The sequence below is a fragment of the Streptococcus mitis genome (assembly GCF_003942775.1).
Lineage (GTDB): Bacteria > Bacillota > Bacilli > Lactobacillales > Streptococcaceae > Streptococcus > Streptococcus mitis_CN.
Genome location: NZ_RJNX01000003.1, coordinates 183,383 through 206,020, shown reverse-complemented (window position 1 = coordinate 206,020; position 22,638 = coordinate 183,383). Strand labels below are relative to the sequence as shown.

Sequence of the window (22,638 nt, the reverse complement as noted above, 5' to 3'; positions counted from 1 at the left end):
TTTTTTAGTAAAAAAATATTTACAAAGTTCGTAATTTCTGCTATACTATCACAAGCAAAGGTTTTTAATGTCATCCCGTGAGGTGACGAAGACGCAGAAATACTTGAAACTCTTTAAAGTCTAGATTTTAGAGAAGTCTTACTCTGAGGGCCTATTGCTGTAAAATAATGGGCTCTTTTTTGATGCCCAAAAGTGAGGTTTATATGAAACAAGAATCAACTGTTGATTTGTTACTAGACGTTGACCAACGTCCTTCGGCTGGAAAAGGAATTCTCCTTAGTTTCCAACACGTTTTCGCCATGTTCGGTGCGACCATCTTGGTACCCTTGATTTTGGGAATGCCTGTATCTGTTGCCCTTTTTGCTTCAGGTGTTGGAACACTCATCTACATGATCGCAACTGGTTTTAGAGTTCCAGTTTATCTAGGATCATCATTCGCCTTTATCACAGCTATGTCCCTAGCTATGAAGGAACTAGGAGGGGATGTATCAGCTGCACAAACAGGGGTTATTCTTACAGGTTTTATCTATGTCCTTGTAGCTGCAAGTGTTCGTTTTGCGGGTACAAAATGGATTGATAAACTCTTGCCACCAATCATCATCGGACCTATGATCATCGTTATCGGTCTTGGACTTGCAGGTTCAGCTGTTACAAATGCTGGTCTTGTAGCGGATGGAAATTGGAAAAATGCTCTTGTAGCAGTTGTTACTTTCTTGATTGCTGCCTTTATCAATACAAAAGGAAAAGGCTTCCTACGAATCATTCCATTCCTTTTTGCCATTATCGGTGGTTACCTCTTCGCACTAACCCTTGGCTTGGTTGACTTTACACCAGTTCTTAAAGCTAACTGGTTTGAAATTCCTGGTTTCTACTTGCCATTTAGCACAGGTGGTGCCTTTAAAGAATACAATCTTTACTTTGGCCCAGAAACCATCGCTATCTTGCCAATCGCTATCGTAACAATTTCTGAACATATCGGAGACCATACTGTTTTGGGTCAAATCTGTGGCCGTCAATTCTTGAAAGAACCAGGTCTTCACCGTACTCTTCTTGGTGACGGTATCGCAACTTCAGTTTCTGCCTTCCTTGGTGGACCAGCTAATACAACTTATGGAGAAAATACAGGGGTTATCGGTATGACTCGTATCGCTTCTGTCTCAGTTATCCGTAACGCTGCCTTCATCGCGATTGCCCTTAGCTTCCTTGGTAAATTCACTGCCTTGATTTCAACCATTCCAAATGCTGTACTTGGTGGTATGTCAATCCTTCTCTATGGAGTTATCGCCAGCAACGGTTTGAAAGTCTTGATTAAAGAACGTGTTGATTTCTCTCAAATGCGTAACCTAATCATCGCAAGTGCTATGTTGGTCCTTGGACTTGGAGGAGCTATCCTTAAACTTGGTCCAGTTACCCTTTCAGGTACTGCCCTATCAGCCATGACAGGAATCATCTTGAACTTAATCTTGCCATACGAAAATAAAGACTAATACTCTTCGAAAATCAAATTCAAACCACGTCAACGTCGCCTTGCCGTAGATATGGTTACTGACTTCGTCAGTTCTATCCACAACCTCAAAACAGTGTTTTGAGCAACCTGCGGCTAGTTTCCTAGTTTGCTCTTTGATTTTCATTGAGTATAAGAGTCTAAATACACCTAATCCACTCAGACGACTGAGTGGATTTTTTAAGGTTAAAATAAAAAATTCTTTCTAAAAAAGGAAAGCCCTGTGGCCTTCCTTTGTCTTACTTACGTTTCTTCTTCGCTTTTTTCATTTTATTCGCCATACGTTTCATGGACTGTTTCATGGCAAATTCACCGATTTTACCTTTGAGTCCGCCACCAAACATCTGGCTCATATCTGGCATTCCTGCTCCTCCGAGAGCTGACAAGTCAGGCATACCACCTTGTCCCATCATTCCTTCAAGGGCAGACATATCCATTCCTCCCATATTTGGCATATTTTTAGGAAGGTTGTTTGGATTGATTCCCATTTGCTTCATCATCTTGTTCATATCTCCAGACATGACACCCTGCATGAGTTGTTTAGCCTGGTTAAAGTCTTTGATGAATTTATTGACTTCGACAAATGTATTTCCAGAACCTGCAGCGATACGACGACGACGGCTTGGATTTAACAAATCTGGATTTTCACGTTCTTCAGGTGTCATGGAAGACACGATGGCACGTTTACGAGCAATCTGGCGCTCATCTACCTTCATGTTTTGAAGGGCTGGATTGTTGGCCATACCTGGAATCATCTTGAGCAAGTCTTCCATTGGCCCCATGTTTTGCACCTGATCCAACTGATCAATGAAATCATTGAAATCAAAGGTGTTTTCACGCATCTTCTCAGCCATTTCAAGGGCTTTTTGCTCATCGTATTCCTGAGAAGCTTTCTCAATCAAAGTGAGCATATCCCCCATACCAAGGATACGGCTAGACATGCGATCTGGGTGGAAAGTCTCAATGTCCGTAATCTTTTCACCTGTACCAGTGAACTTGATTGGTTTTCCAGTAATGTGACGAACAGACAGAGCCGCACCACCACGAGTATCCCCATCAATCTTAGTAAGAATCACCCCAGTCACTTCCAACTGAGCATTAAACTCACGCGCAACATTGGCCGCTTCCTGACCAATCATGGCATCAACGACGAGCAGAATTTCGTTTGGTTGAGCCAGTGCTTTTACGTCACGAAGCTCGTTCATCAAAAGCTCATCAATCTGCAAACGACCTGCCGTATCAATCAAAACATAGTCGTTATGATTGGCTTGGGCTTGTTCCAAACCTTGACGAACAATCTCCACAGCTGGAACCTCTGTCCCAAGAGCGAAAACCGGCACATCAATCTGTTGACCCAGTGTCTTCAGCTGATCAATAGCCGCAGGACGGTAAATATCCGCCGCAATCATCAAAGGACGGGCATTTTCTTCCTTCTTGAGTTTGTTGGCCAATTTACCAGCAAAGGTTGTTTTACCAGCCCCCTGCAAACCGACCATCATGATGATTGTAGGAATCTTAGGTGACTTGATAATTTCTGCCGTATCAGAACCTAAAACGGTTGTCAGCTCCTCATCAACGATTTTAATAATTTGTTGCGCAGGATTAAGGGTATCAATGACCTCATGCCCGACTGCACGCTCACGAACTTTCTTGATAAAGTCCTTTACAACAGGCAAGGCAACGTCGGCCTCAAGCAAGGCCAAGCGAATTTCTTTGGTTGCCTCTTGGACGTCAGATTCAGAGATTTTTCCTTTTTTACGTAAATTTTTAAAGACGTTCTGTAAACGTTCTGTTAAACTTTCAAATGCCATTTTTCTTCCTCTTATTCTCTATTATCAATGCTTGTTAAAATTTCTATCTGCTCTTGCAGAAAGTCATCATTGGGATACTGCTCCAAAATCTGGTCAAAAATCTGACTGCGGACAATGTAGTCCGAGTACATGTGCAATTTCATCTCATAATCTTCCAGAATCTTTTCCGTCCGCTTGATATTATCATAGACAGCCTGACGACTGACACCGAACTCCTCGGCAATTTCAGCAAGGCTGTAATCATCAGCGTAGTAGAGCTCGATATAATTCATTTGCTTATCTGTCAAAAGCGCCGCATAAAATTCAAAGAGCGCATTCATACGATTGGTTTTTTCAATTTCCATAACTTTTATTATACCAAAAAATAGCCTAATCTACCATACTAGGGAGCCAATCCAAGAAGATAGCTAGCTAAATTTGAAAAAGACATGAGCCTAGCCCCAAGTAATTTCCAATTGATAGCTGGCAAAGGGTTGTCCCTCTTGATTTTGTAGTTGATAATCTAAATGAATCTTTTGCCCATCAACTTCATAATGGCTCGTTTGGATGATAAACTCCTGCATGCCCATAGGTGTAGGAATATAGGCTAAACTATCGCTATCCTTTAAAAAGCGCATAATGGTCTTGGGATTGGAAAAACGACTCATCACCAGTTCTTGACCATGAAATTTAATCACTACTTTTTCCTTTTCCTCATTATAGAAAAGCAGGTAGCTATAATCTCCTTTTTCATGCACTTCCACGTCATAAAGCTGGTCAATCACTTCCAACTGCTCATCAAACTGAATCGTATTTCGCATCCGAATCTTCACATCAGGTCCTCTTTCTTGTCTCTTGTCCTACTATTTTACCAAAAACTCTAGCTTTTTGCTATAATGGTCATATGAACGAAAAAGTATTCCGTGACCCAGTTCACAACTACATCCATGTCAATAATCAAATCATCTATGACTTGATTAATACAAAAGAATTTCAGCGTTTGCGTCGTATCAAACAACTGGGAACTTCCAGTTATACTTTCCACGGGGGGGAGCACAGTCGCTTCTCTCACTGTCTAGGAGTCTATGAAATTGCACGACGCATCACAGAGATTTTTGAAGAAAAATATCCAGACGAATGGGATCCTGCCGAGTCTCTCTTGACCATGACCGCTGCTCTCCTACATGACCTTGGACATGGTGCCTACTCCCATACTTTTGAACATCTCTTTGATACAGACCACGAAGCCATTACTCAGGAGATTATCCAAAGTCCTGAAACGGAGATTCACCAAGTCCTGCTACAAGTAGCACCTGACTTCCCAGAAAAGGTGGCCAGTGTCATAGACCACACCTATTCTAACAAACAGGTCGTGCAGCTTATTTCTAGCCAGATCGATGCGGATCGCATGGACTATCTCTTGCGCGACTCCTATTTTACAGGAGCATCTTATGGGGAATTTGACCTGACTCGCATCCTCCGAGTCATTCGTCCTGTCGAAAATGGTATCGCCTTTCAGCACAACGGCATGCATGCAATCGAAGACTACGTCCTCAGTCGCTACCAGATGTACATGCAGGTTTATTTTCATCCTGCAACACGCGCCATGGAAGTTCTCCTACAGAATCTCCTCAAGCGCGCCAAGGAACTTTATCCTAAAGACAAAGATTTCTTTGCACGAACTTCTCCACATCTCCTGCCTTTCTTTGAAAAAAATGTGACCTTGTCTGATTATCTGGCTCTGGATGATGGTGTGATGAATACCTACTTCCAACTCTGGATGACCAGTCCTGACAAGATTCTCGCTGATTTGTCGCAACGCTTTGTCAACCGCAAGGTCTTTAAATCCATTACCTTTTCACAAGAAGATCAAGACCAACTCGCTAGCATGAGAAAATTGGTTGAGGACATTGGCTTTGATCCAGACTACTATACTGCCATTCATAAGAACTTCGACCTCCCTTATGATATCTATCGTCCCGAATCTGAAAACCCACGGACACAGATTGAGATTTTACAAAAAAATGGAGAACTGGCCGAACTCTCTAGCCTTTCTCCTATCGTCCAATCCCTTGCTGGTAGTCGTCACGGAGATAATCGTTTTTATTTCCCGAAAGAAATGTTGGATCAAAACAGTATCTTTGCTAGCATTACCCAGCAATTTTTACACTTGATTGAGAACGATCATTTTACGCCAAATAAAAACTAGAAGAGGAAATGTATGAGTATTAAACTAATCGCCGTCGATATTGACGGAACCCTAGTCAACAGCCAAAAGGAAATCACTCCTGAAGTCTTTTCTGCCATCCAAGATGCCAAACAAGCTGGTGTCAAAGTCGTCATTGCAACTGGCCGCCCTATCGCAGGCGTTGCCAAACTTCTGGACGACTTGCAGTTGAGAGACGAGGGTGACTATGTTGTGACCTTTAACGGTGCCCTTGTCCAAGAAACTGCTACAGGACATGAGATTATCAGTGAATCCTTGACCTATGAGGATTATCTGGATATGGAATTTCTCAGTCGCAAGCTCGGTGTCCACATGCACGCTATTACAAAGGACGGTATCTATACTGCCAATCGCAATATCGGAAAATATACAGTGCACGAATCAACCCTCGTCAGCATGCCTATCTTCTACCGTACACCTGAAGAAATGGCTGACAAGGAAATCGTCAAATGTATGTTCATCGATGAACCTGAGATTCTCGATGCTGCCATTGAAAAGATACCAGCCGAATTTTACGAGCGCTACTCTATCAACAAATCCGCTCCTTTCTACCTCGAACTCCTTAAAAAGAATGTGGACAAGGGTTCAGCCATTACTCACTTAGCTGAAAAACTCGGATTGACCAAAGATGAAACAATGGCTATCGGTGACGAAGAAAATGACCGTGCCATGTTGGAAGTCGTTGGCAACCCTGTAGTCATGGAAAACGGAAATCCAGAAATCAAAAAAATCGCCAAATACATCACTAAATCTAATGATGAATCTGGTGTTGCCCATGCCATCCGTACATGGGTACTGTAAAAGGGTATGAATAGACGAAAACCGCTCAGTTGAGCGGTTTTTTATAAGTTAGAGAATCGCTAATATTATCTAAATGTACAGTTACTTAAATCTTGAGAGTACAAAAACCTATAACAGAATCCAGAGTCTTATCCTTATGTTGTACAGTTACTTAAATCTTGAGAGTACAAAAACCCTAAATACCATATTCCATAAGGTCTACCAGTTGTACAGTTACTTAAATCTTGAGAGTACAAAAACCGGCTGCAATATACGCAATACCTAAATTGGGTTGTACAGTTACTTAAATCTTGAGAGTACAAAAACGTCAATGCGGTATTCGTGTTCTTGACTGCAGTTGTACAGTTACTTAAATCTTGAGAGTACAAAAACCTGAGTTGTCGAACCAATACCAGTTACCATGTTGTACAGTTACTTAAAGCTTGAGAGTACAAAAACAAGCGGTTGGCCGTGATGTGAAGGTGCTGAGTTTTACAGTTACTTAAAGCTTGAGAGTACAAAAACGCTGGTGCAGCAGTCTTTGGATATCATCTGGTTGTACAGTTACTTAAAGCTTGAGAGTACAAAAACGCTGGTGCAGCAGTCTTTGGATATCATCTGGTTGTACAGTTACTTAAAGCTTGAGAGTACAAAAACTGATCCAGAACGCTTTGGACTTAACATTGAGTTGTACAGTTACTTAAAGCTTGAGAGTACAAAAACAGTTCTAGAGCAGTTTTTCCTAACTCTACAGTTGTACAGTTACTTAAAGCTTGAGAGTACAAAAACCTCAAATTCGTCAATTTTGATTTTTGTTCCCTCAAAAATATTATAAAGCCTTAAATCTCACTCGTCAATACTATTCTTCCAAATATTTCAATAACATTGGATTGATTGATTCAACACGAAATTTTATTTTCATTTTGTACTGATACAAATTATTCAAAATTTTTAATGCTACTTGATCTTCTACAGATAAACTCATGTGGAGAATGTCCGAGCTAAATAAATAGGATCCAATTTTTCTTAAAGAAGTTAAAAATTCTTGTTCATCAGGTATTTGATTTATTGGATACTGATTGGTAAAGCGATCATACATAAATTCTAGAGAATATAAATGATCAACATAATCGGAAACAATATTGATTTCCTCTAAAACTTCTTTCGTGACATGAAGATAACCTTCATTGGAAGGAAATAAAACAATATATAATGAATCTCTATGATTAGTCAGAAACTCCATTTTCTCGCAACATTCAACAAAATCATTATAGGATAAAAAATCATCCAAATTTCGTAAGACAAGCAAAGACTTTTCAGAACTGTTTGTCTCCATAACTTCTAACATGGAAAGAAATAATAAAAACTTTATCTTATTGTCTACAAATTCAAATGAAATATTTTTGTCATTTGTTCCAAAGTATAGTAAAAAATTCTTTTGAATCAATTGATCCGTATTAAAATATTTTGCTTCAGTATGATATATAATATCATCTATTTGAAGATTCAACTTCTGATTCAATTGAAGTGAAATCCTATCTAGATTGTCATTGATATTTTCAATTTGCTTCATTATCTCTATAGAATTAGTCTTTTTCTTTATATAATCATAGGCTACTGTTCCTTTTTTATATTCCATTTGTTCAATTAAATCATTGATATTGGACACTTGAATTACACTAAATTCTGACCGAGAAACCATTGTATCGTCTATTAGTATTTTAGGCTCATTTTGTTCAAATAGAACTAAATCTTCCTCACTATATTTTTTTCCTCCAAAATACCACAATAGTATCTGCCAAATATAGTATTTTAATTGCTGATCTTGACCTACAATTTGAGTAAATTGACCAAAACTTAATGAAATATTATCCTTATACGGATGACTAATGTTCATTTTCATATAACTACCAACTTATTATCGCTGACTACTTCTTCTTGCTTTGTTTTTCCACCAATTATTAAAACCATTTCAGAAAATTGTTTTTCAGTCACAGCTAGCAAACGGACATTCCCACTTGGTAAATTACTCTGACTTAATTTTTTATAGAATTTACTAGCAAAACTTCGATTAGGACAGGTTCTATAATAAACAGAAAACTGCAACATTTCAAAGCCGTTTGCGATTAAGTCTTTCCGAAAATTACGATAGACTCTTTTTTCTTGATTTGTTTCCATTGGTAGATCAAAAAAACACAATAATCTCAATGCTTCATACCTCATTTCTTTAGCTCCATTCTACACTCGAAACCACCGGACAGTAAAATTTGCTAGTATCCTTATCAGAGATACATTTTAGAAAGCCTTTGACATACTTATCCATTGCTACTGTTACAGAACAAGTTTCTTTACCGTAACGAATCTTTGCATTTAATGTATCTGTTAGCGCCAAGCGAAACTCGTACTTCAAATACTCTTCATCTCGTAAATTTTGATAGACCCAGACATCGATAATCTGCTGAAAAGGTTCCATTAGATCATCAACCAAGTTAAATTGATTATATTCATTCTTATGAAAAATTCCTATTAAGGGATTTAACCCATATCCAGAAATAATACGTGCCATCTGCGCTCTCATGATTGCATAACCATAATTTAGGCCAGCATTGATAACATCCGTTTCCTGTTGTGTAAGACGTACGAATTTCTTTCCAAATAATTCATTGAAATAAACTTTTGCAGCATGGCCTTCACGATTGGTTTTATCTCCATATTCAATATGATCTTTATAGTCTGCTAATAATTGAATGCAATCAATATTTTTCTCAAACATTGCAAGAACATCTTGCTGATTGTTTATTTTAAAATAGGTTACTATTTGCCATAATTTATCTTTTTGCTTCTGCGTCCACAATAATTGCTCCTGTAATTTTTTATAGGCTCTAAAATGGCCATTTTGAGAATGGTAAATTCCTGTAGGCAAATGCTCATTATCACAGACAATCAAGGCAATATTATACTTACTTAAAGCACTTAATAATCTTAAAGTTACAACAGTCTCCCCTCCTTCTGCCACAATAATAGAAATATCACTCAGTGGTATAACATATTCTTGACCCATTTTTTTAATTAGAAGATTATCTAACTTCAATTTCATTTTTTCACTCTGACAGACATGCACAATTCTCCAAGTCATCGTATTTTCCTCTTTCACAAAACGAAAACACCCCGCCATAAATGACAGGGTGTTGAATTCGGCATGAAGCCTTATCTTTGTAGCTTCTGCAAGATTTAAGTAACTGTGCAAGGCGTCCCTTGCAGTTACTATTATAATACATTGTACAAGCGTTTGCAACTCTTTTTTAAATATTTTTTAAAATTTGAGTTTTGGTTTCTCACCCTCTTTTTTGATAAAATGTTTATTACCCAAAACATCTGTTTTAATTTTATAAATAGAGAGTCCTTTCTTTCCCAATCCTTTTAAACAGCGACCATTAGATGTCGTATTAAACACTTTAATTCTTTCTTTGCCTTCAAAATTTCCTTTATAATAAGGTTTTAATTCTACATAGTGTTTTTGGTTTGGCATTGTTCTAGATAAGAACCTAAAAATTTGTTCCTCCTTAATTTCCGTATCCTTAATCAAAAGCAAGTCATTTTTATATAAGGTAAATTTGAATTCTGAATGCTCGCTCACTCCTTCTTTTTCTTTAATTTCATTATACTTATCAATAGTTATATAATAAGTTCCAGTCTTCTTTTCAAATTGTAAATCTGCATATTTTAATCCAAGCAACTCATACTTCTCCGTCTGATGATTAAAATAGACATCTGTTCTCCAAGGATTTAATTGACGAAGGATTACTTTATTTTTACTATTAGAAGGAGTTATGTTAATAAATGATTCTGGAATATTTTTATCATAATATTTCAGACTTTTAATTTCTGGACCATTGCCTTTTTTACTGTACTTACGGATTGGTCCATTTTCTTGTCTATATTTCTCAAAAGGATTACAAGGGACTTCTTTATTATTCTCGTTAAATTCTTTTGAAGGATAAGTTCTTAGAATCTCTTCAATTACCTTTTCAAACGTCTGGGGATCTTTGTGATACATTAAGAATTTACTCTTATCTTTATTGTAAATTTTAATAAAAGCATCATACCCTGCTTGGCTATAAATATCTTTAATCTTACCTAAAACATAAATTTCTTCGGATCTATCTTTATTCAATTTTGCTTTTCTTGTTGCGTAAATGGTTGCATCTGAAATTTTTCGATTATATTTTGAATCTACTTGATAAGAAAATAGTATACTATCCTCAAACTTCTTGCTACGCAATGTATCAACAAAATGGTCATAAGGAGCTTTAAACACTAACTCTTTGTATTCATCATCAGTTAATGAAATAATTTCTCCAGTCTCTGAATCAACAAACTGTCCTTCTTTATAAGAAATCAGAGGATTATTCTGTTTTTTCCATAATCTTAATTGACTCGAAGCGGCAATAATTAAGGCATCAACAGCATGATGATGGTAAGTCTCACGAGACTTTTCAAGCCTCCACTTTCTTCTTAGCTGAGAGGTAAATTGTCCACGTACCACCGAAATAGTTGTATCGAATTTATGCGCTTTATAAAAATCTTGTAGAGTGTTTAGAACAACTCGAGAAGAATATCGAGTATCAACTAAATTCCGTTCGATAAACTTCTGCTTCACTTCAATTTTACTAATGTCTTCTTCCGTTAAAAGGTAATCTTTCTTTTTATTACCTAATAATTTAGAATCTTTTACATATGATTTAAACTTACGATATGACCAAGCATCATCCATACTGTCTAATGCCTGAAACGGTGTTCGCTGCCCCTTCTCCTGGTTTGCTGTAGCTAGAACCAATACTTTATTAGATAGACTATCATCAAACGATAAAGATAGAGGTAAAATATGATCAATTTCGTACTTGTACTGATTGTGAATTAAATCTGAAATTGGAATATTCTTCCCAGTATAGAGACACTTCTCTCCCTGCTGGTGCCACAAACGAATCTTAGTAGCCAATTCCTTATGCCCATGAAAAATACTATCTGGTAACTCTTTTTTCCCATTGTATTGGAATGCAGCTTTTTCCATAGCAGTATTTTTCTCATTATGGTTTGCCTTTTGACGTTTTATATAATCTTTCTTAGCATCTTCTTCGTTATTTTCTCGCGCCATTTCGATAACAATATTATCAAAGATACCATATTTTTTAGTTGCTTCGTTGATTATCTTTATGGCCTGTCTGACAGATTTTGCTACCACAGGATTATATATTTCTTCTGTTACTTCTTTTTCATCAATATACTTAGTTCTTTTTGATGTTTCTTTAAATTTTTGTTTACCCAATCGTGTTAGAATTGCCATCTGCTCTTCTGAAGTTTCATAGAGTTCTGGTATCAATTCCATCATGAGTTTAAGAGAAAAATTATGCCATCCCTTACTAAATAGACTACTATTATTTTTTCTAAATTGAACCAATTCAAGTACTTGGTCTTGACTAAAAGAATCCCTTAACTTTGTGTTAATCGCTTCTTCTATACCTTCTCGTTCAGTATTTAGAGTTAAAATATGGGCAAGCTCATCTAGAATATTTCTAGACAATCCCCCAACTGAAATTGTTTCTAGCGATTGCATTTTTCGATAGACTTCAAAAGTATGCATTTCAGGTTTATTGTTTACATCAACTCGATAACCACGTATCTGATCTACTGAAGCATCAATCATTTTAGCAATGTATTTCAATAAGGTTGAAGCCCCTAATGTTTTCGCCGACTTCGCATATTCAACGATTGTTTTCTTTTGTTCCTCACTCAGTTTCTTGGTCTCTGTAGGAACTGTTAAATTATTTAAATCATTTAGCAAATTAAACTCTTGAGCAGTATAGGAAGCTTTAGAAGCTCTGTATTCCTCAGAATAAAATGTACATTTACCGATTAAAATACCAAAAATATTATCTAAGGTAGTACCATCAGTTCGAAAACGTCCATAATCCGTCCGAGATTTTTCATTACCTGGCCCATGATAGTATTTTCTTTTCTCTGTAAGGATTTTTAAGTAATCTTCTATAAACTTATCCGTGATCTGATTATTAAATTCTTGCTGTTTTCTAAGAATTCTTTCAGCTTCTTTTCTATAAGCAGATGTTGAAAAAACATTGATCAATCGGCGTTTCTCACCATTTTCCACAACAGTGAAATCTCCTCTTACCTGACCATATTTTTCGAAACGCTCTAGTTGGATTTGACCAGGCGTTTGTTCAGCAAGTAATTTTCTATTTTCCTCAACTGCCTTACCATAATCAGACGATACTGCACCACCATCCTCAGATGCATCATCTAAATAGCTAATCCCACGTCTCTTAACAATGTTCTTTAAAGCTATGAAAAGCTCCTCATTCGTTAGTTGCTGATTCAATCCATGTACTCGAAGCCGATATGGATTAAGATTAATGGGTACCTTAGAAAAATCAGTTAACAAACCATAGTCATCAAATAGATCCTGAAAGCGAACAACACGGTGTTTTTTCCGTCGATTTAATCGTCTAGCCTGTCTACTGTTTCTTCTTTCAACATTATTATCAGCAGTTGCAGCTGGGAAAATACGAGAATTCGTATGGATAATCTCACCAGTATCTTTGTTTAGAATACCTACACCTACTGAACCAATACCAATATCCAAACCTAAAACTAAACCGTTCATAATCAAACTCCTAACTAATTATCATATTAATTAAATTTTACCCTTTACTTCCTAAAAAATCAAATCATTATCTACAATTAAACGGAACATTTTTCTCTATCGTTGTGATAAATAAATCTCTTAACATAAATCATTACGTACAAAAAATAAATATATAAAAATATTTTTGAAGATACATTTAGTCCAAAAATATTTTAAAAACCTTCATCAAAACTTTTGACTTCCTTTGTAGGCCATGATACGATATAATCAAGATAAGAAACTTAAACAAAAGACTGTATTCCCTAACTTGAAAAGGTAATAGATAATATTCCTGAAACAGTAACTGCTGTTGTAAGTCTAGTGACCGTCATACGGTAGCAAGGCAAAACAAAAAGCGTAAACCCGAGTCCCGCAAAAGAAAAGGTAAACGCTAAGAGGTAGGGGTGAAAGCCCCTCATACCTCTATTCTATCAAACGAAAAGAGGAAAAACAATGGTTAGTGCAATAGCTATTTTTATAATTGCAATCAATGTATACATTTATCTAAAAAATAAAAAGGACAAATAAGATGAGAAAATTTATTCAATAATTATTAGACAGTTCTATATCCAGTTCTGCTATTTCGCAAGGTGTCGGTGTACCATGGACTACCGTTTCTGACCTCAGAAAAGGAAAAACAAGCATGGACAAAATAGCGCTTCTAACAGCAGAAAAACTTTATGAATTTGCTACATCTGATAAGCAGTGATTTCGGCCACTGCTTTTATTTTTAACAAAATACCGTTTTTAATAAAAACTAACACTTTTTCGCTTCCTACTCTTTATACAAATACTTATTTGAATAATAGAATTAAGTTTTGATTTCTAATCACTCAAAGCACATTTTTTTGAATAAAAAATCGCCAAATACATCACTAAATCTAATGATGAATCTGGCGTTGCCCATGCCATCCGTACATGGGTACTGTAAAAGAGAAATAGATAAAAACCGCTCGGCTGAGCGGTTTTTGATGTATAATTACTGCCCCCTGCTGGAATCGAACCAGCAACTACTCCTTAGGAGGGAGTTGTTATATCCATTGAACTAAGGGAGCTAGAGAAAAACTCTGCTGAAAAAGCAGAGTTTTTTAGTCGAATTAACGACGGATTTCTTTGATACGAGCTGCCTTACCTTGAAGAGCACGCAAGTAGTACAATTTCGCACGACGTACTTTACCGTAACGAACAACTTCGATCTTTTCAACACGTGGAGTGTGGATTGGGAAGATACGCTCAACACCTACACCGTTAGAGATTTTACGAACTGTGTAGTTTTCTGAGATGCCAGCACCTTTACGTGCAATAACAACACCTTCAAAAATCTGGATACGTTCACGGTTACCTTCGACAACTTTCGCGTGTACACGAACAGTGTCACCAGGACGGAATGATGGGATATCTGTACGAAGTTGACCTTCAGTCAAGCTTTGGATTAATGGATTCATTTTATTCTCCTATCTTTGTCAATCTTGAGGAATCTTTCTCAGCGGATAAACTGTATTTTTGTGCGTCCATTACACACAAGATACAGTTTACCAAATTTCCACAAAAAAGTAAAGAAATTTATAGCAGAATTCCTAAAAAAATCGCAATCAAACCACCTAGGTAGGTCAAAGCTAAATAAGAATAAAATACCTTCTTATCACTTAACAGTCTTTGGAGTTCATCATTCAAGGTAGAGAAGGTTGTTAAACCTCCACAAAAACCCGTCGCTAAAATAGCATAGACTTCCTTGGATTCCACATGATTGTAGAATAATCCAATCAAAAAACAACCTAAAAGATTGGCTATGAGCGTTCCGAGGGGCAATTTAGATGCTTGATTATAGCGGGAAAAGAAATACCGTACGAGCGCTCCGAAACCACAAGCAATTGCAAGATAGACGATTACCATTTCTTCCTCCCCAAATAGTAAGCCAAGAGTAGGCCTCCACCGATGCTCAAAAGCAAATACATAACCAAACTAAGATAACGCCCTGTATCAAGCAGTTTCACAGCATCAAGCATGAGACTAGAAAAGGTTGTTAAACCTCCGCAAAAACCTGTACCCAATGCTAAAATAACACCTTTACTGGTTCCCTTATAGACTAAATAGCCCTTAACAAGATACACCAAGCAGAAAATGCCTAGATAGTTAACAAGAAGGGTGCCCAAGGGGAAATCTGGGCTGGCTGGTAACCAAGTGGAAACTAGATAGCGGACAAGTCCACCCACCATGGCAGCTAGAAAAATCCCTAGCGGATAAAATTGTTCTTTTTTCATTTGATGTTTTGATCCTGATAATCACGCGAACGTTTGAGTATGTCCGAAAAAGTCGCGACAATAGTCTCCTGATAGCGCTTGTCCTCTACATGATTTCTGACCTTTTCAAAAATAACTTCTTCTCTCTTGGTATCTAAAATCGGTTTCCCTGAAGCCTTCTTATAGGCAACTACACTCTCAACCAATTGCATTCTTTCTTCTAACAGTTTGACAATTTGGTCGTCTATTTGATCAATTTCTTGACGAATAATATCTAAATCCATACAGTCTCCTCCTTTATTTGAATTATTGTATCAAAAAGCCACCAAATAGGCTAGTAAAATCCCAACTCTCGATAAGAAAAATGCACTGATTGATTGTATCAGCGCAGTTTTATGCTTATCCTACTTTAGCAGCCAATTCTTCTGCGAATTGTTCCAAGCGTTCAATGTCTTCTTCCTCAGCAGAGAGATCAACTTTGACACACTCTGAACCTTTTTCTGCCCCTGTCGCTACAAAAACGCGGTCAAAGTCATCGACAGCCTTACAGAATTCATCGTAGAAGGTATCACCTGAGCCGACCACTCCGTAGATTTTGCCATTCAAGTTGAGGTCTGCTAGGTCTTCGTAGAAGTCCATCATCTCATCTGGCAATTCTCCATCACCATAAGTATAGGTCGCAACGATAGCGATGTCTGCTTCCAAGAAGTCTGAAGCGTCAACAGTTGTACATTCATCAACATCGACATCCAAGCCCAAGTCACGTAATTTGTCTGCTACAATATCTGCAATTTCTTCGGTATTACCGGTCATACTGGCAAATACAATTTTTGCTAATGCCATATCGTCCTCCTCAATTTATCTTTCTCCATTATATCACATCTTTTTCATTTTAAAAATAAAAATTCTTGTGCTACAATGAAATGAGAAAGAATTGAGGTTATTTATGGAAATTTGCCATCAAATTTTAGAAAAAATCAAAGAATACGACACGATTATCATTCACCGTCATATGAAACCAGACCCAGATGCCTTGGGAAGTCAGGTGGGATTGAAAGCTCTTCTCAAACATCATTTCCCAGAAAAAACTATCAAAGCCGTAGGTTTTAATGAACCAACTTTGACCTGGATGGCTGAGATGGATTTTGTTGAAGATAGTGTCTACCAAGGGGCACTTGTCATCGTTTGTGATACAGCTAATACTGCTCGTATCGATGATAAGCGCTATAGTCAAGGTGATTTTCTCATTAAGATTGACCACCATCCAAATGATGATGTATACGGTGACCTGTCTTGGGTCGATACTAGTTCAAGTAGCGCTAGCGAGATGATTACCCTATTTTCAGAAACAACCCAACTTGCCTTGTCAGATCGCGCTGCTGAGTTGCTCTTTGCAGGAATTGTTGGTGATACAGGTCGCTTCCTTTATCCTTCTACGACTGCACAGACTCTTCGCCTGGCTGCCTATCTGAGAGAACATAACTTTGACTTTGCGGCTCTCACTCGCAAAATGGACACTATGAGTTACAAAATTGCTAAACTTCAAGGATACATCTACGACCATCTGGAAGTGGATGAAAATGGTGCAGCTCGCGTTATCCTGAGTCAAGAAGTCTTGAAACAATTCAATGTTACCGATGCTGAAACTGCAGCTATTGTCGGTGCACCTGGACGTATTGATAGTGTGAGTCTCTGGGGAATTTTTGTGGAGCAGGCTGATGGCCACTACCGAGTTCGCTTACGCAGTAAAATCCATCCTATCAATGAAATTGCCAAGGAACATGATGGCGGAGGCCACCCGCTAGCAAGTGGTGCTAATTCCTATAGTTTAGAAGAAAACGAAATCATCTACCAAAAGTTAAAAAACTTGCTTAAAAACTGATAAAATACTTGCCAAACTTTTCAGAATCTGATAGACTAGTATGGTAACAATCTATGGCTCGCAAAGAGACCATGGCAGAAAGGAAATATTGCAAAATGAAAAAAGATATCCATCCAGAATATCGCCCAGTTGTCTTCATGGACACAACTACTGGTTACCAATTCCTTAGCGGTTCAACAAAACGCTCTAACGAAACAGTTGAGTTCGAAGGCGAAACTTACCCATTGATCCGTGTGGAAATTTCATCAGACTCACACCCATTCTACACTGGACGTCAAAAGTTCACTCAAGCAGATGGACGCGTGGATCGTTTCAACAAAAAATACGGTCTCAAATAATGATAAAAAGAACAGTTTCGGCTGTTCTTTTTTGTTTCTTGAAATCAACTGCTGTTTTCATGTTCCAACCTCATACTCTTCGAAAATCTTTTCGGTAATTTAATGTTAGGGGATTTATACTAACAATAGACTTTTAACCCTAAAATTGATAAAATAGGGAAGAAAATAATTGTAAAAGGAAACTATAAATCACCATGATGAACATGCAAAACATGATGCGCCAAGCACAAAAACTTCAAAAACAGATGGAACAAAGTCAAGCAGAACTTGCTGCTATGCAATTTGTTGGCAAATCTGCTCAAGAACTTGTTCAAGCGACCTTAACTGGTGACAAAAAAGTTGTCAGCATTGACTTCAATCCAGCTGTCGTTGACCCTGAAGATCTTGAAACTCTTTCTGATATGACTGTTCAAGCCATCAACTCTGCTCTTGAACAAATCGATGAAACTACCAAGAAAAAATTTGGTGCTTTCGCTGGAAAATTGCCATTCTAAGCATAAGAAAAACAAGCATTCAATAGAATACTTGCCTATCATGGGAGGAACAACTGTTCCTCTTTTTTATTACTAAAAATTAAAGAATTCCATTGCCTGTTTAAACAGTAAATCCGTATACTCTGGGTCTTCTTGGGCAATGGTAACCTGATCTTGAATCATTTCCAAGTCATCCGTTATCATGCCGTCTGCACCCAAATGAACAGATTTATCAAAGGACTCTGAACTATTGATGGTCCACACGTACAATTTCTGATCGGTATTCCAAAGCTTGTTGACAAAATTTTCATCTAAAGTTGAATACTCCATGGTGTAACCTGTAGCCTTGGTTCTTGGAAAAATACTATTATAAGGTAGGATTAAAAAGACTGGAATTTGAGTATCGTAGACTAAAACCTGGTCAATCACATGGTAGTCCAAGGATTGCATTTGGTGACCATTCTGCTTAAGAACAGTTCCATATTTTTCCATAAAGCGTTTCATCATATCTGGACTATCTTTTCGACTGGTTTTAATTTCAATAAGGAGTTTTTGATGCAATTCATTGGCTTTATTGAGATAGTCATCAAAACTAGACACCTTGCTATGATAGCCATTTTCTGAAATATCAAGTTTGGTTAATTCTTCCAAAGTGAGATCCTGAGGATTGGCATTGACTCCTGTCAGATTCTTGATATTGGCATCATGCATCATGACAAACTGGCCATCTTTTGTTTCCTGAACATCTGTCTCAACGAAATCTGGAGATAACTGAGCGGTTTTTTCTAGTGATTGGACTGTATTTTGCACACCATTCTTATTAGATACTCCCCTGTGAGAAATGATTAAAGGTTTATTGGCAACTGGAGCTTCTAAATAAACATAACCCTCAAGAGCGAAAAAGATACCAGCACAGCCCATCACTCCCCATCTCATCCAGTGGTCTTTCTTTCTCCTTGGTGTGATTTCTAGTTCTTCTCCTGTTAAGAAGGAAACAAATTTAATGAGAAAGTAAGTCAAGGCCATATAGTGGAAATTCTTAATCAAGACAAAGTTGATAATTCCCAGCACAAGAGATTCCTTATGGGTCAGACCATCCATCAGCACCTGACTTGCTAATATTGGAATCAATAAAAGAATGAAAAATAGGTAGGTTTTGACGACAATCCAAAGCAAGTTCCAAGTATAAAACCAGGAGTGCTTTCTTGTCTTCTCTAGACTGTATCTGACTGCTTCTTTGACTGTTTTTTTCTCAAATAAAAGCTGAGGTAGAGCAAACATGAAACGCACTGAAATGTAAAATAGAAGTAAAGCCAGAATAGTAACCACTATACCTACTAGCCAATACTTGTCTTCTACATAATCAACGATAAAGTCCGGTATGACAATTTTATTTAGGTAGTAAATCTTTAAAATCTTTCGAATCAATGGAAAGAGCATCATGACATAAAAGAAGATAAAGGCTATCTTTGCAAGCGTGACTTGCTTCATAAACAAAAAACTTTGGCGAAAGACCTTGCGACTGTACTCCAGCAAGGTCCTTTTTTCATGGCATAATAAATGCCGGGCTCCGATAAAGAGAAGTCCTATCTGGTAATAGGCGATCAGTAAATTAACGATTACCAGAATAAATAAAGCAAGACTAACAAAGGGAGAACCCTTTATAATGGCAAAAATATTGTTGTAAGATAGAAAGAGATAACCTGTCTGACGGAGTAAAAGTCCAGCAATCCAAGAATTGGACGGTAACCAGACAAACTCAATCATCATAAAAGTCAAGAAAAAGAGAAAGAGTATTTTATCTAGATTAAAGTATATCTGCTTAAAACCTAGATTTTTAGGTTTTTCAGGTTTCATAGGCACTCCTAGTCAAATAATTGAGACAAGTCCAAGCCTCCAAAAGGATTGTTTGATAGACTACTTTCTGTCCCTAACAATTCTCTAGCTTGGTCTGACTCTAGAAAGGACTCGTAAACACGCGCTGTCATACGAGCATCCTCTAAGCTATTATGAGACTGACCTTGAAATTCAAGAAACGAGGCAACGGTTTGCAATTTGAGATTGGCAATACCGTGTAAATCCGAACTCCGACGTTCAAAAGCTTCATCATACAGATCCACCTTGTACTGTCGGCTGTAGTCTAAACCATGCTCTGCTAGAATAGGCAAATCACTTTTAGCAGCATTGTAGCCTACCATAGGTAAAGAACCCACAAAATCTTGGAATTCTTTTATAACTTCCTCCACTGGAGGAGCATCTTTTAAGGTCTCAGCTGTAATCCCAGTCAAACCATTTATAAAACTCTTTAGAGGCACACTGGTATGAACATAGGAATCATAGGCATCGATCTCCTGACCATCTCTAAAACGCACTGCCGATACTTGAATCAAGTGTGTTTGTCCTTCGTGCTGATTAAATTCTAAGTCAAAAGCAATGTAATCTTCTAATCGTTCCATTTTCTACCTCTCCTATACTGTTATTTTACTTGAGCAACTATACTATTTAGAAATAAAAGAAGCCATCAGGTTAGCATTAACCTAAACAGCTCCTTGATTATCCTCCAAATAAACGAGCAAAAAAGCCTTTCTTAGTGGATTGGACTTCTTCTTTTGCTTGGTCCAGCTCTAGCTTAAGATTTTCTTGATCCTTCATGGCTTGAAGAGTCAATTGTTGCTGCTGATCGAGTTGTTTGTCTTTCTCAGCAATCTGACGGTCTTTGATACGCATCTGCTCATCTTTTTCTGATAACTGACGATCCTTGGCTTTTAATTGTTCATAAAGACGAAGAATTTCTGCATTCTTCTCATCAACCAGAATCTCCATCAGTTCACGTTGCTTGACATCTTCACTGACAGGCTCATCTTCAAAAATCGTTTTTTTATAGATTTCTTCTAGCTTAATCAAGCCACTTCTGGTAACGACTGTTACCCCTTTGTCATTTTTATCTGTGTCTTCTTCTGGTAATTCTTTGACACGGTTATTGATTGCTTGACGAGATAATCCTAAAACCTCTGCAATCTCACTGACGGTCATTTCAATACTCATAATATCCTCTGAAACGTTTTCTAGCTTTTCTTTACTTAAATCTTATCATAAGCTAGATAAACTGTCAAATTTTCGCTTAATCTAAGGCCTTCAAAAAGGCTAGCAAGACTTGGGCAGAGCGACGTCCAGCTTCGATAATAAACTCATCAAAAGAGATGTTTGCTTCATGGTTGGCATTATCACTCATAGCTCGGATGACTAAGACTGGAAGATTAAGGGCATGCGCTGCCTGAGCAATCGCTGCCCCCTCCATCTCAACAGCTAAAACTTCTGGGAAATGGGACTTAATCGCTTCTATCTTGTCATTTCCTGCAACAAAACTATCTCCTGTAGCAATCAAACCAAGATGCCAGTTTTGCTCCAATTGAGATAAACTCTCTTGAATTTTGGCAACAAAGGTTTTATCTGATTCAAAATAAAGCGGTTGTTGCGCCATTTGTCCATAAGCATAGCCAAAAGCTGTGACATCCACATCATGATAGGCTAATTTGTTAGCAATCACGACATCCCCAACAGCAATACCTTCTGCTACTGCCCCAGCTGATCCCGTGTTAATTAGAGCATCCACTTGGAAATGATCAGCCAAAATCGCCACACTCATAGCAGACATGACCTTACCAATTCCACTTTCTACAAGAACGACTTCATGCGAAGCAATGGTTCCTGTATGATAAGTATTGCCTAAAACAACTTGCTCCTGGGCATTGTCTAAATGCTGGACCAGATAAGCCAGTTCTTCTGGCATAGCCGCAATAATTCCTATTTTCATTTCAATTCCTTTTCTATTACAAAAGTTTCATTGCTAAGACAAGCAAAATTAAGAGAAAGATGACTGCAAATAAGATTTTATTCAGTTTAGAATTGAAGACATTTCTCTTGGTATTTTCAATGCGACGGCTTTTATGAATAGACGGTTCGACATGAATCTTCAAGGTTTCCTGGCTAAAACCATGATCCTTAGGATTGGCATAACCAAAACGGGAAGAAGAGGTTGGTAAAATCTTAGTCTCCTCATCATCTAGTAAAGGAGGACCTGAAATTTTTTCGCCTCTATTAGCCCTTTCAATCATTTCATCCGTTAATAAAGGTTTACCCATACTGACCTCCTCTATTTTTTCTGCAATTCCCAGTATTGAACAGCCATAATTGTCTTGGCATCACAGATATGACCTGATTGGATTAATTCCTTGGCTTCTTCTAAGCTCACTTCAAGGATTTCTAAGGTTTCATCTTCATCCTGTGGACGCGGATTTTCCACTTTCGTCAAATCGCTTGCTCGGTATAGTTTTAATTTTTCATTACAAAAGCCAATGGCTGAGTAAAAATCGTACAAGAGTTCTAACTTTCCTGTATAGGTTGTTTCTTCCTCTAATTCACGAAGGGCTGCTGCAACCGGGTCTGTATTTTCTCCTACTTCCAACTTTCCGGCTGGAATTTCGTAAGAGACAGCCTCGATAGCTTTGCGGTACTGCTTGACCAAGATGAGTTTTTGCTCATCCGTTACAGCTAAAACACAGACAGCTCCATTGTGGAAAATCAAATCCCGTTGGGCAGTTCCCTTTCCTTCTGGTAATTCAACCTGATCTTGGACCAGTTTAAATATTGGTCCTTGATAGATCTCTTTTCGGCTTAGCGTTTTTTCTTCAAATTCCATGATAG

24 protein-coding genes, 1 tRNA gene and 1 CRISPR repeat array are annotated in these 22,638 nt (G+C 37.7%); of the genes, 6 read left to right on the top strand and 19 right to left on the bottom strand.

The features are described from left to right. Window positions 1-203 precede the first annotated feature (203 nt). Window positions 204-1,487, top strand: a complete 1,284-nt coding sequence (locus D8848_RS05625) for a uracil-xanthine permease family protein (RefSeq protein WP_185756856.1) — start codon at window positions 204-206, stop codon at window positions 1,485-1,487. Between the two features lie 256 nt (window positions 1,488-1,743). Here D8848_RS05625 and ffh read toward each other — a convergent pair whose 3' ends face one another. The 3 genes from ffh to D8848_RS05610 form a co-directional block, all read right to left on the bottom strand. Beyond that, entirely contained in the window at window positions 1,744-3,315 is a 1,572-nt protein-coding gene (gene ffh / locus D8848_RS05620; RefSeq protein ID WP_042751012.1) for a signal recognition particle protein, read from the bottom strand. An 11-nt stretch (window positions 3,316-3,326) separates the two neighbouring features. Continuing rightward, complete coding sequence (locus D8848_RS05615) at window positions 3,327-3,659, bottom strand: putative DNA-binding protein (RefSeq protein WP_049500404.1); 333 nt, start codon at window positions 3,657-3,659, stop codon at window positions 3,327-3,329. 90 nt (window positions 3,660-3,749) lie between these two features. Beyond that, window positions 3,750-4,127 carry a YwiB family protein gene (locus tag D8848_RS05610; RefSeq protein ID WP_125443147.1) on the bottom strand — a complete coding sequence of 126 codons (378 nt, stop codon included), beginning with the start codon at window positions 4,125-4,127 and terminating at the stop codon, window positions 3,750-3,752. A 71-nt stretch (window positions 4,128-4,198) separates the two neighbouring features. Here D8848_RS05610 and D8848_RS05605 point away from each other — a divergent pair, with 71 nt between their 5' ends. Then, window positions 4,199-5,503, top strand: coding sequence for an HD domain-containing protein (locus D8848_RS05605; RefSeq protein ID WP_125443146.1), 1,305 nt, complete (start codon window positions 4,199-4,201; stop codon window positions 5,501-5,503). A 12-nt stretch (window positions 5,504-5,515) separates the two neighbouring features. Next, window positions 5,516-6,322: a sugar-phosphatase gene (gene yidA / locus D8848_RS05600; protein WP_125409224.1), complete on the top strand. Its 807-nt coding sequence runs from the start codon at window positions 5,516-5,518 to the stop codon at window positions 6,320-6,322. A 72-nt stretch (window positions 6,323-6,394) separates the two neighbouring features. After that, a CRISPR array of direct repeats spans window positions 6,395-7,090; the repeat unit is 36 nt; unit sequence GTTGTACAGTTACTTAAATCTTGAGAGTACAAAAAC. A gap of 70 nt (window positions 7,091-7,160) precedes the next feature. On the opposite strand, the gene csn2-St is transcribed toward yidA, so the two are convergent. The 10 genes from csn2-St to D8848_RS05545 form a co-directional block, all read right to left on the bottom strand. Further along, the gene (gene csn2-St, locus D8848_RS05595) at window positions 7,161-8,204 is read right to left on the bottom strand and encodes a CRISPR-associated protein Csn2-St (RefSeq protein ID WP_125443145.1); all 1,044 of its coding nucleotides are present in this window, start codon (window positions 8,202-8,204) and stop codon (window positions 7,161-7,163) included. Beyond that, window positions 8,201-8,524, bottom strand: coding sequence for a CRISPR-associated endonuclease Cas2 (gene cas2, locus D8848_RS05590; RefSeq protein ID WP_001268300.1), 324 nt, complete (start codon window positions 8,522-8,524; stop codon window positions 8,201-8,203). Before cas2 ends, csn2-St begins: the two co-directional genes overlap by 4 nt. Before the next feature lie 4 nt (window positions 8,525-8,528). Next, on the bottom strand, window positions 8,529-9,437 hold the full coding sequence (gene cas1, locus D8848_RS05585; protein ID WP_125443144.1) for a type II CRISPR-associated endonuclease Cas1: 909 nt from the start codon (window positions 9,435-9,437) through the stop codon (window positions 8,529-8,531). 177 nt (window positions 9,438-9,614) lie between these two features. Beyond that, a complete protein-coding gene (cas9, locus tag D8848_RS05580; RefSeq protein WP_125443143.1) occupies window positions 9,615-12,980 on the bottom strand; it encodes a type II CRISPR RNA-guided endonuclease Cas9 in 3,366 nt (1,121 codons plus the stop codon). Between the two features lie 1,004 nt (window positions 12,981-13,984). Further along, window positions 13,985-14,056 (bottom strand) — tRNA-Arg (locus tag D8848_RS05570). 42 nt (window positions 14,057-14,098) lie between these two features. Continuing rightward, window positions 14,099-14,446: a 50S ribosomal protein L19 gene (gene rplS, locus D8848_RS05565; protein WP_001068669.1), complete on the bottom strand. Its 348-nt coding sequence runs from the start codon at window positions 14,444-14,446 to the stop codon at window positions 14,099-14,101. A gap of 118 nt (window positions 14,447-14,564) precedes the next feature. After that, window positions 14,565-14,894 carry a fluoride efflux transporter CrcB gene (crcB, locus tag D8848_RS05560; protein ID WP_125443142.1) on the bottom strand — a complete coding sequence of 110 codons (330 nt, stop codon included), beginning with the start codon at window positions 14,892-14,894 and terminating at the stop codon, window positions 14,565-14,567. Then, on the bottom strand, window positions 14,888-15,262 hold the full coding sequence (gene crcB, locus D8848_RS05555) for a fluoride efflux transporter CrcB (RefSeq protein ID WP_125443141.1): 375 nt from the start codon (window positions 15,260-15,262) through the stop codon (window positions 14,888-14,890). The genes crcB (D8848_RS05560) and crcB (D8848_RS05555) overlap by 7 nt, the downstream gene beginning before the upstream one ends. Then, entirely contained in the window at window positions 15,259-15,525 is a 267-nt protein-coding gene (locus D8848_RS05550; protein ID WP_125443140.1) for a chorismate mutase, read from the bottom strand. The genes crcB (D8848_RS05555) and D8848_RS05550 overlap by 4 nt, the downstream gene beginning before the upstream one ends. Window positions 15,526-15,640: 115 nt before the next feature. Further along, window positions 15,641-16,084 (bottom strand): flavodoxin, encoded by a 444-nt coding sequence (locus D8848_RS05545; protein ID WP_001162125.1) that lies wholly within the window; start codon window positions 16,082-16,084, stop codon window positions 15,641-15,643. Window positions 16,085-16,187: 103 nt separating this feature from the next. Between D8848_RS05545 and D8848_RS05540 the strand changes: the two genes are divergently transcribed. The 3 genes from D8848_RS05540 to D8848_RS05530 all read left to right on the top strand — a co-directional run bounded on the left by D8848_RS05540 (window position 16,188) and on the right by D8848_RS05530 (window position 17,955). Continuing rightward, window positions 16,188-17,123: a DHH family phosphoesterase gene (locus D8848_RS05540; RefSeq protein ID WP_125443139.1), complete on the top strand. Its 936-nt coding sequence runs from the start codon at window positions 16,188-16,190 to the stop codon at window positions 17,121-17,123. A gap of 95 nt (window positions 17,124-17,218) precedes the next feature. Next, entirely contained in the window at window positions 17,219-17,461 is a 243-nt protein-coding gene (locus D8848_RS05535; RefSeq protein ID WP_000710764.1) for a type B 50S ribosomal protein L31, read from the top strand. A 194-nt stretch (window positions 17,462-17,655) separates the two neighbouring features. Continuing rightward, window positions 17,656-17,955, top strand: coding sequence for a YbaB/EbfC family nucleoid-associated protein (locus tag D8848_RS05530; RefSeq protein WP_060628076.1), 300 nt, complete (start codon window positions 17,656-17,658; stop codon window positions 17,953-17,955). 72 nt (window positions 17,956-18,027) lie between these two features. On the opposite strand, the gene D8848_RS05525 is transcribed toward D8848_RS05530, so the two are convergent. The 6 genes from D8848_RS05525 to D8848_RS05500 form a co-directional block, all read right to left on the bottom strand. Beyond that, the gene (locus D8848_RS05525; RefSeq protein WP_125443138.1) at window positions 18,028-19,791 is read right to left on the bottom strand and encodes a glycerophosphoryl diester phosphodiesterase membrane domain-containing protein; all 1,764 of its coding nucleotides are present in this window, start codon (window positions 19,789-19,791) and stop codon (window positions 18,028-18,030) included. A gap of 8 nt (window positions 19,792-19,799) precedes the next feature. Beyond that, window positions 19,800-20,390 (bottom strand): 3'-5' exonuclease, encoded by a 591-nt coding sequence (locus D8848_RS05520; protein WP_125393590.1) that lies wholly within the window; start codon window positions 20,388-20,390, stop codon window positions 19,800-19,802. Window positions 20,391-20,487: 97 nt separating this feature from the next. Further along, on the bottom strand, window positions 20,488-20,979 hold the full coding sequence (rocS, locus tag D8848_RS05515) for a chromosome segregation protein RocS (RefSeq protein WP_000021242.1): 492 nt from the start codon (window positions 20,977-20,979) through the stop codon (window positions 20,488-20,490). Between the two features lie 76 nt (window positions 20,980-21,055). After that, window positions 21,056-21,748: a 5'-methylthioadenosine/adenosylhomocysteine nucleosidase gene (locus D8848_RS05510; RefSeq protein ID WP_125393591.1), complete on the bottom strand. Its 693-nt coding sequence runs from the start codon at window positions 21,746-21,748 to the stop codon at window positions 21,056-21,058. 16 nt (window positions 21,749-21,764) lie between these two features. Beyond that, complete coding sequence (gene macP / locus D8848_RS05505) at window positions 21,765-22,076, bottom strand: cell wall synthase accessory phosphoprotein MacP (protein ID WP_125393592.1); 312 nt, start codon at window positions 22,074-22,076, stop codon at window positions 21,765-21,767. Window positions 22,077-22,087: 11 nt separating this feature from the next. Beyond that, window positions 22,088-22,633 carry an NUDIX hydrolase gene (locus D8848_RS05500; protein WP_125443137.1) on the bottom strand — a complete coding sequence of 182 codons (546 nt, stop codon included), beginning with the start codon at window positions 22,631-22,633 and terminating at the stop codon, window positions 22,088-22,090. Window positions 22,634-22,638: the final 5 nt, after the last annotated feature.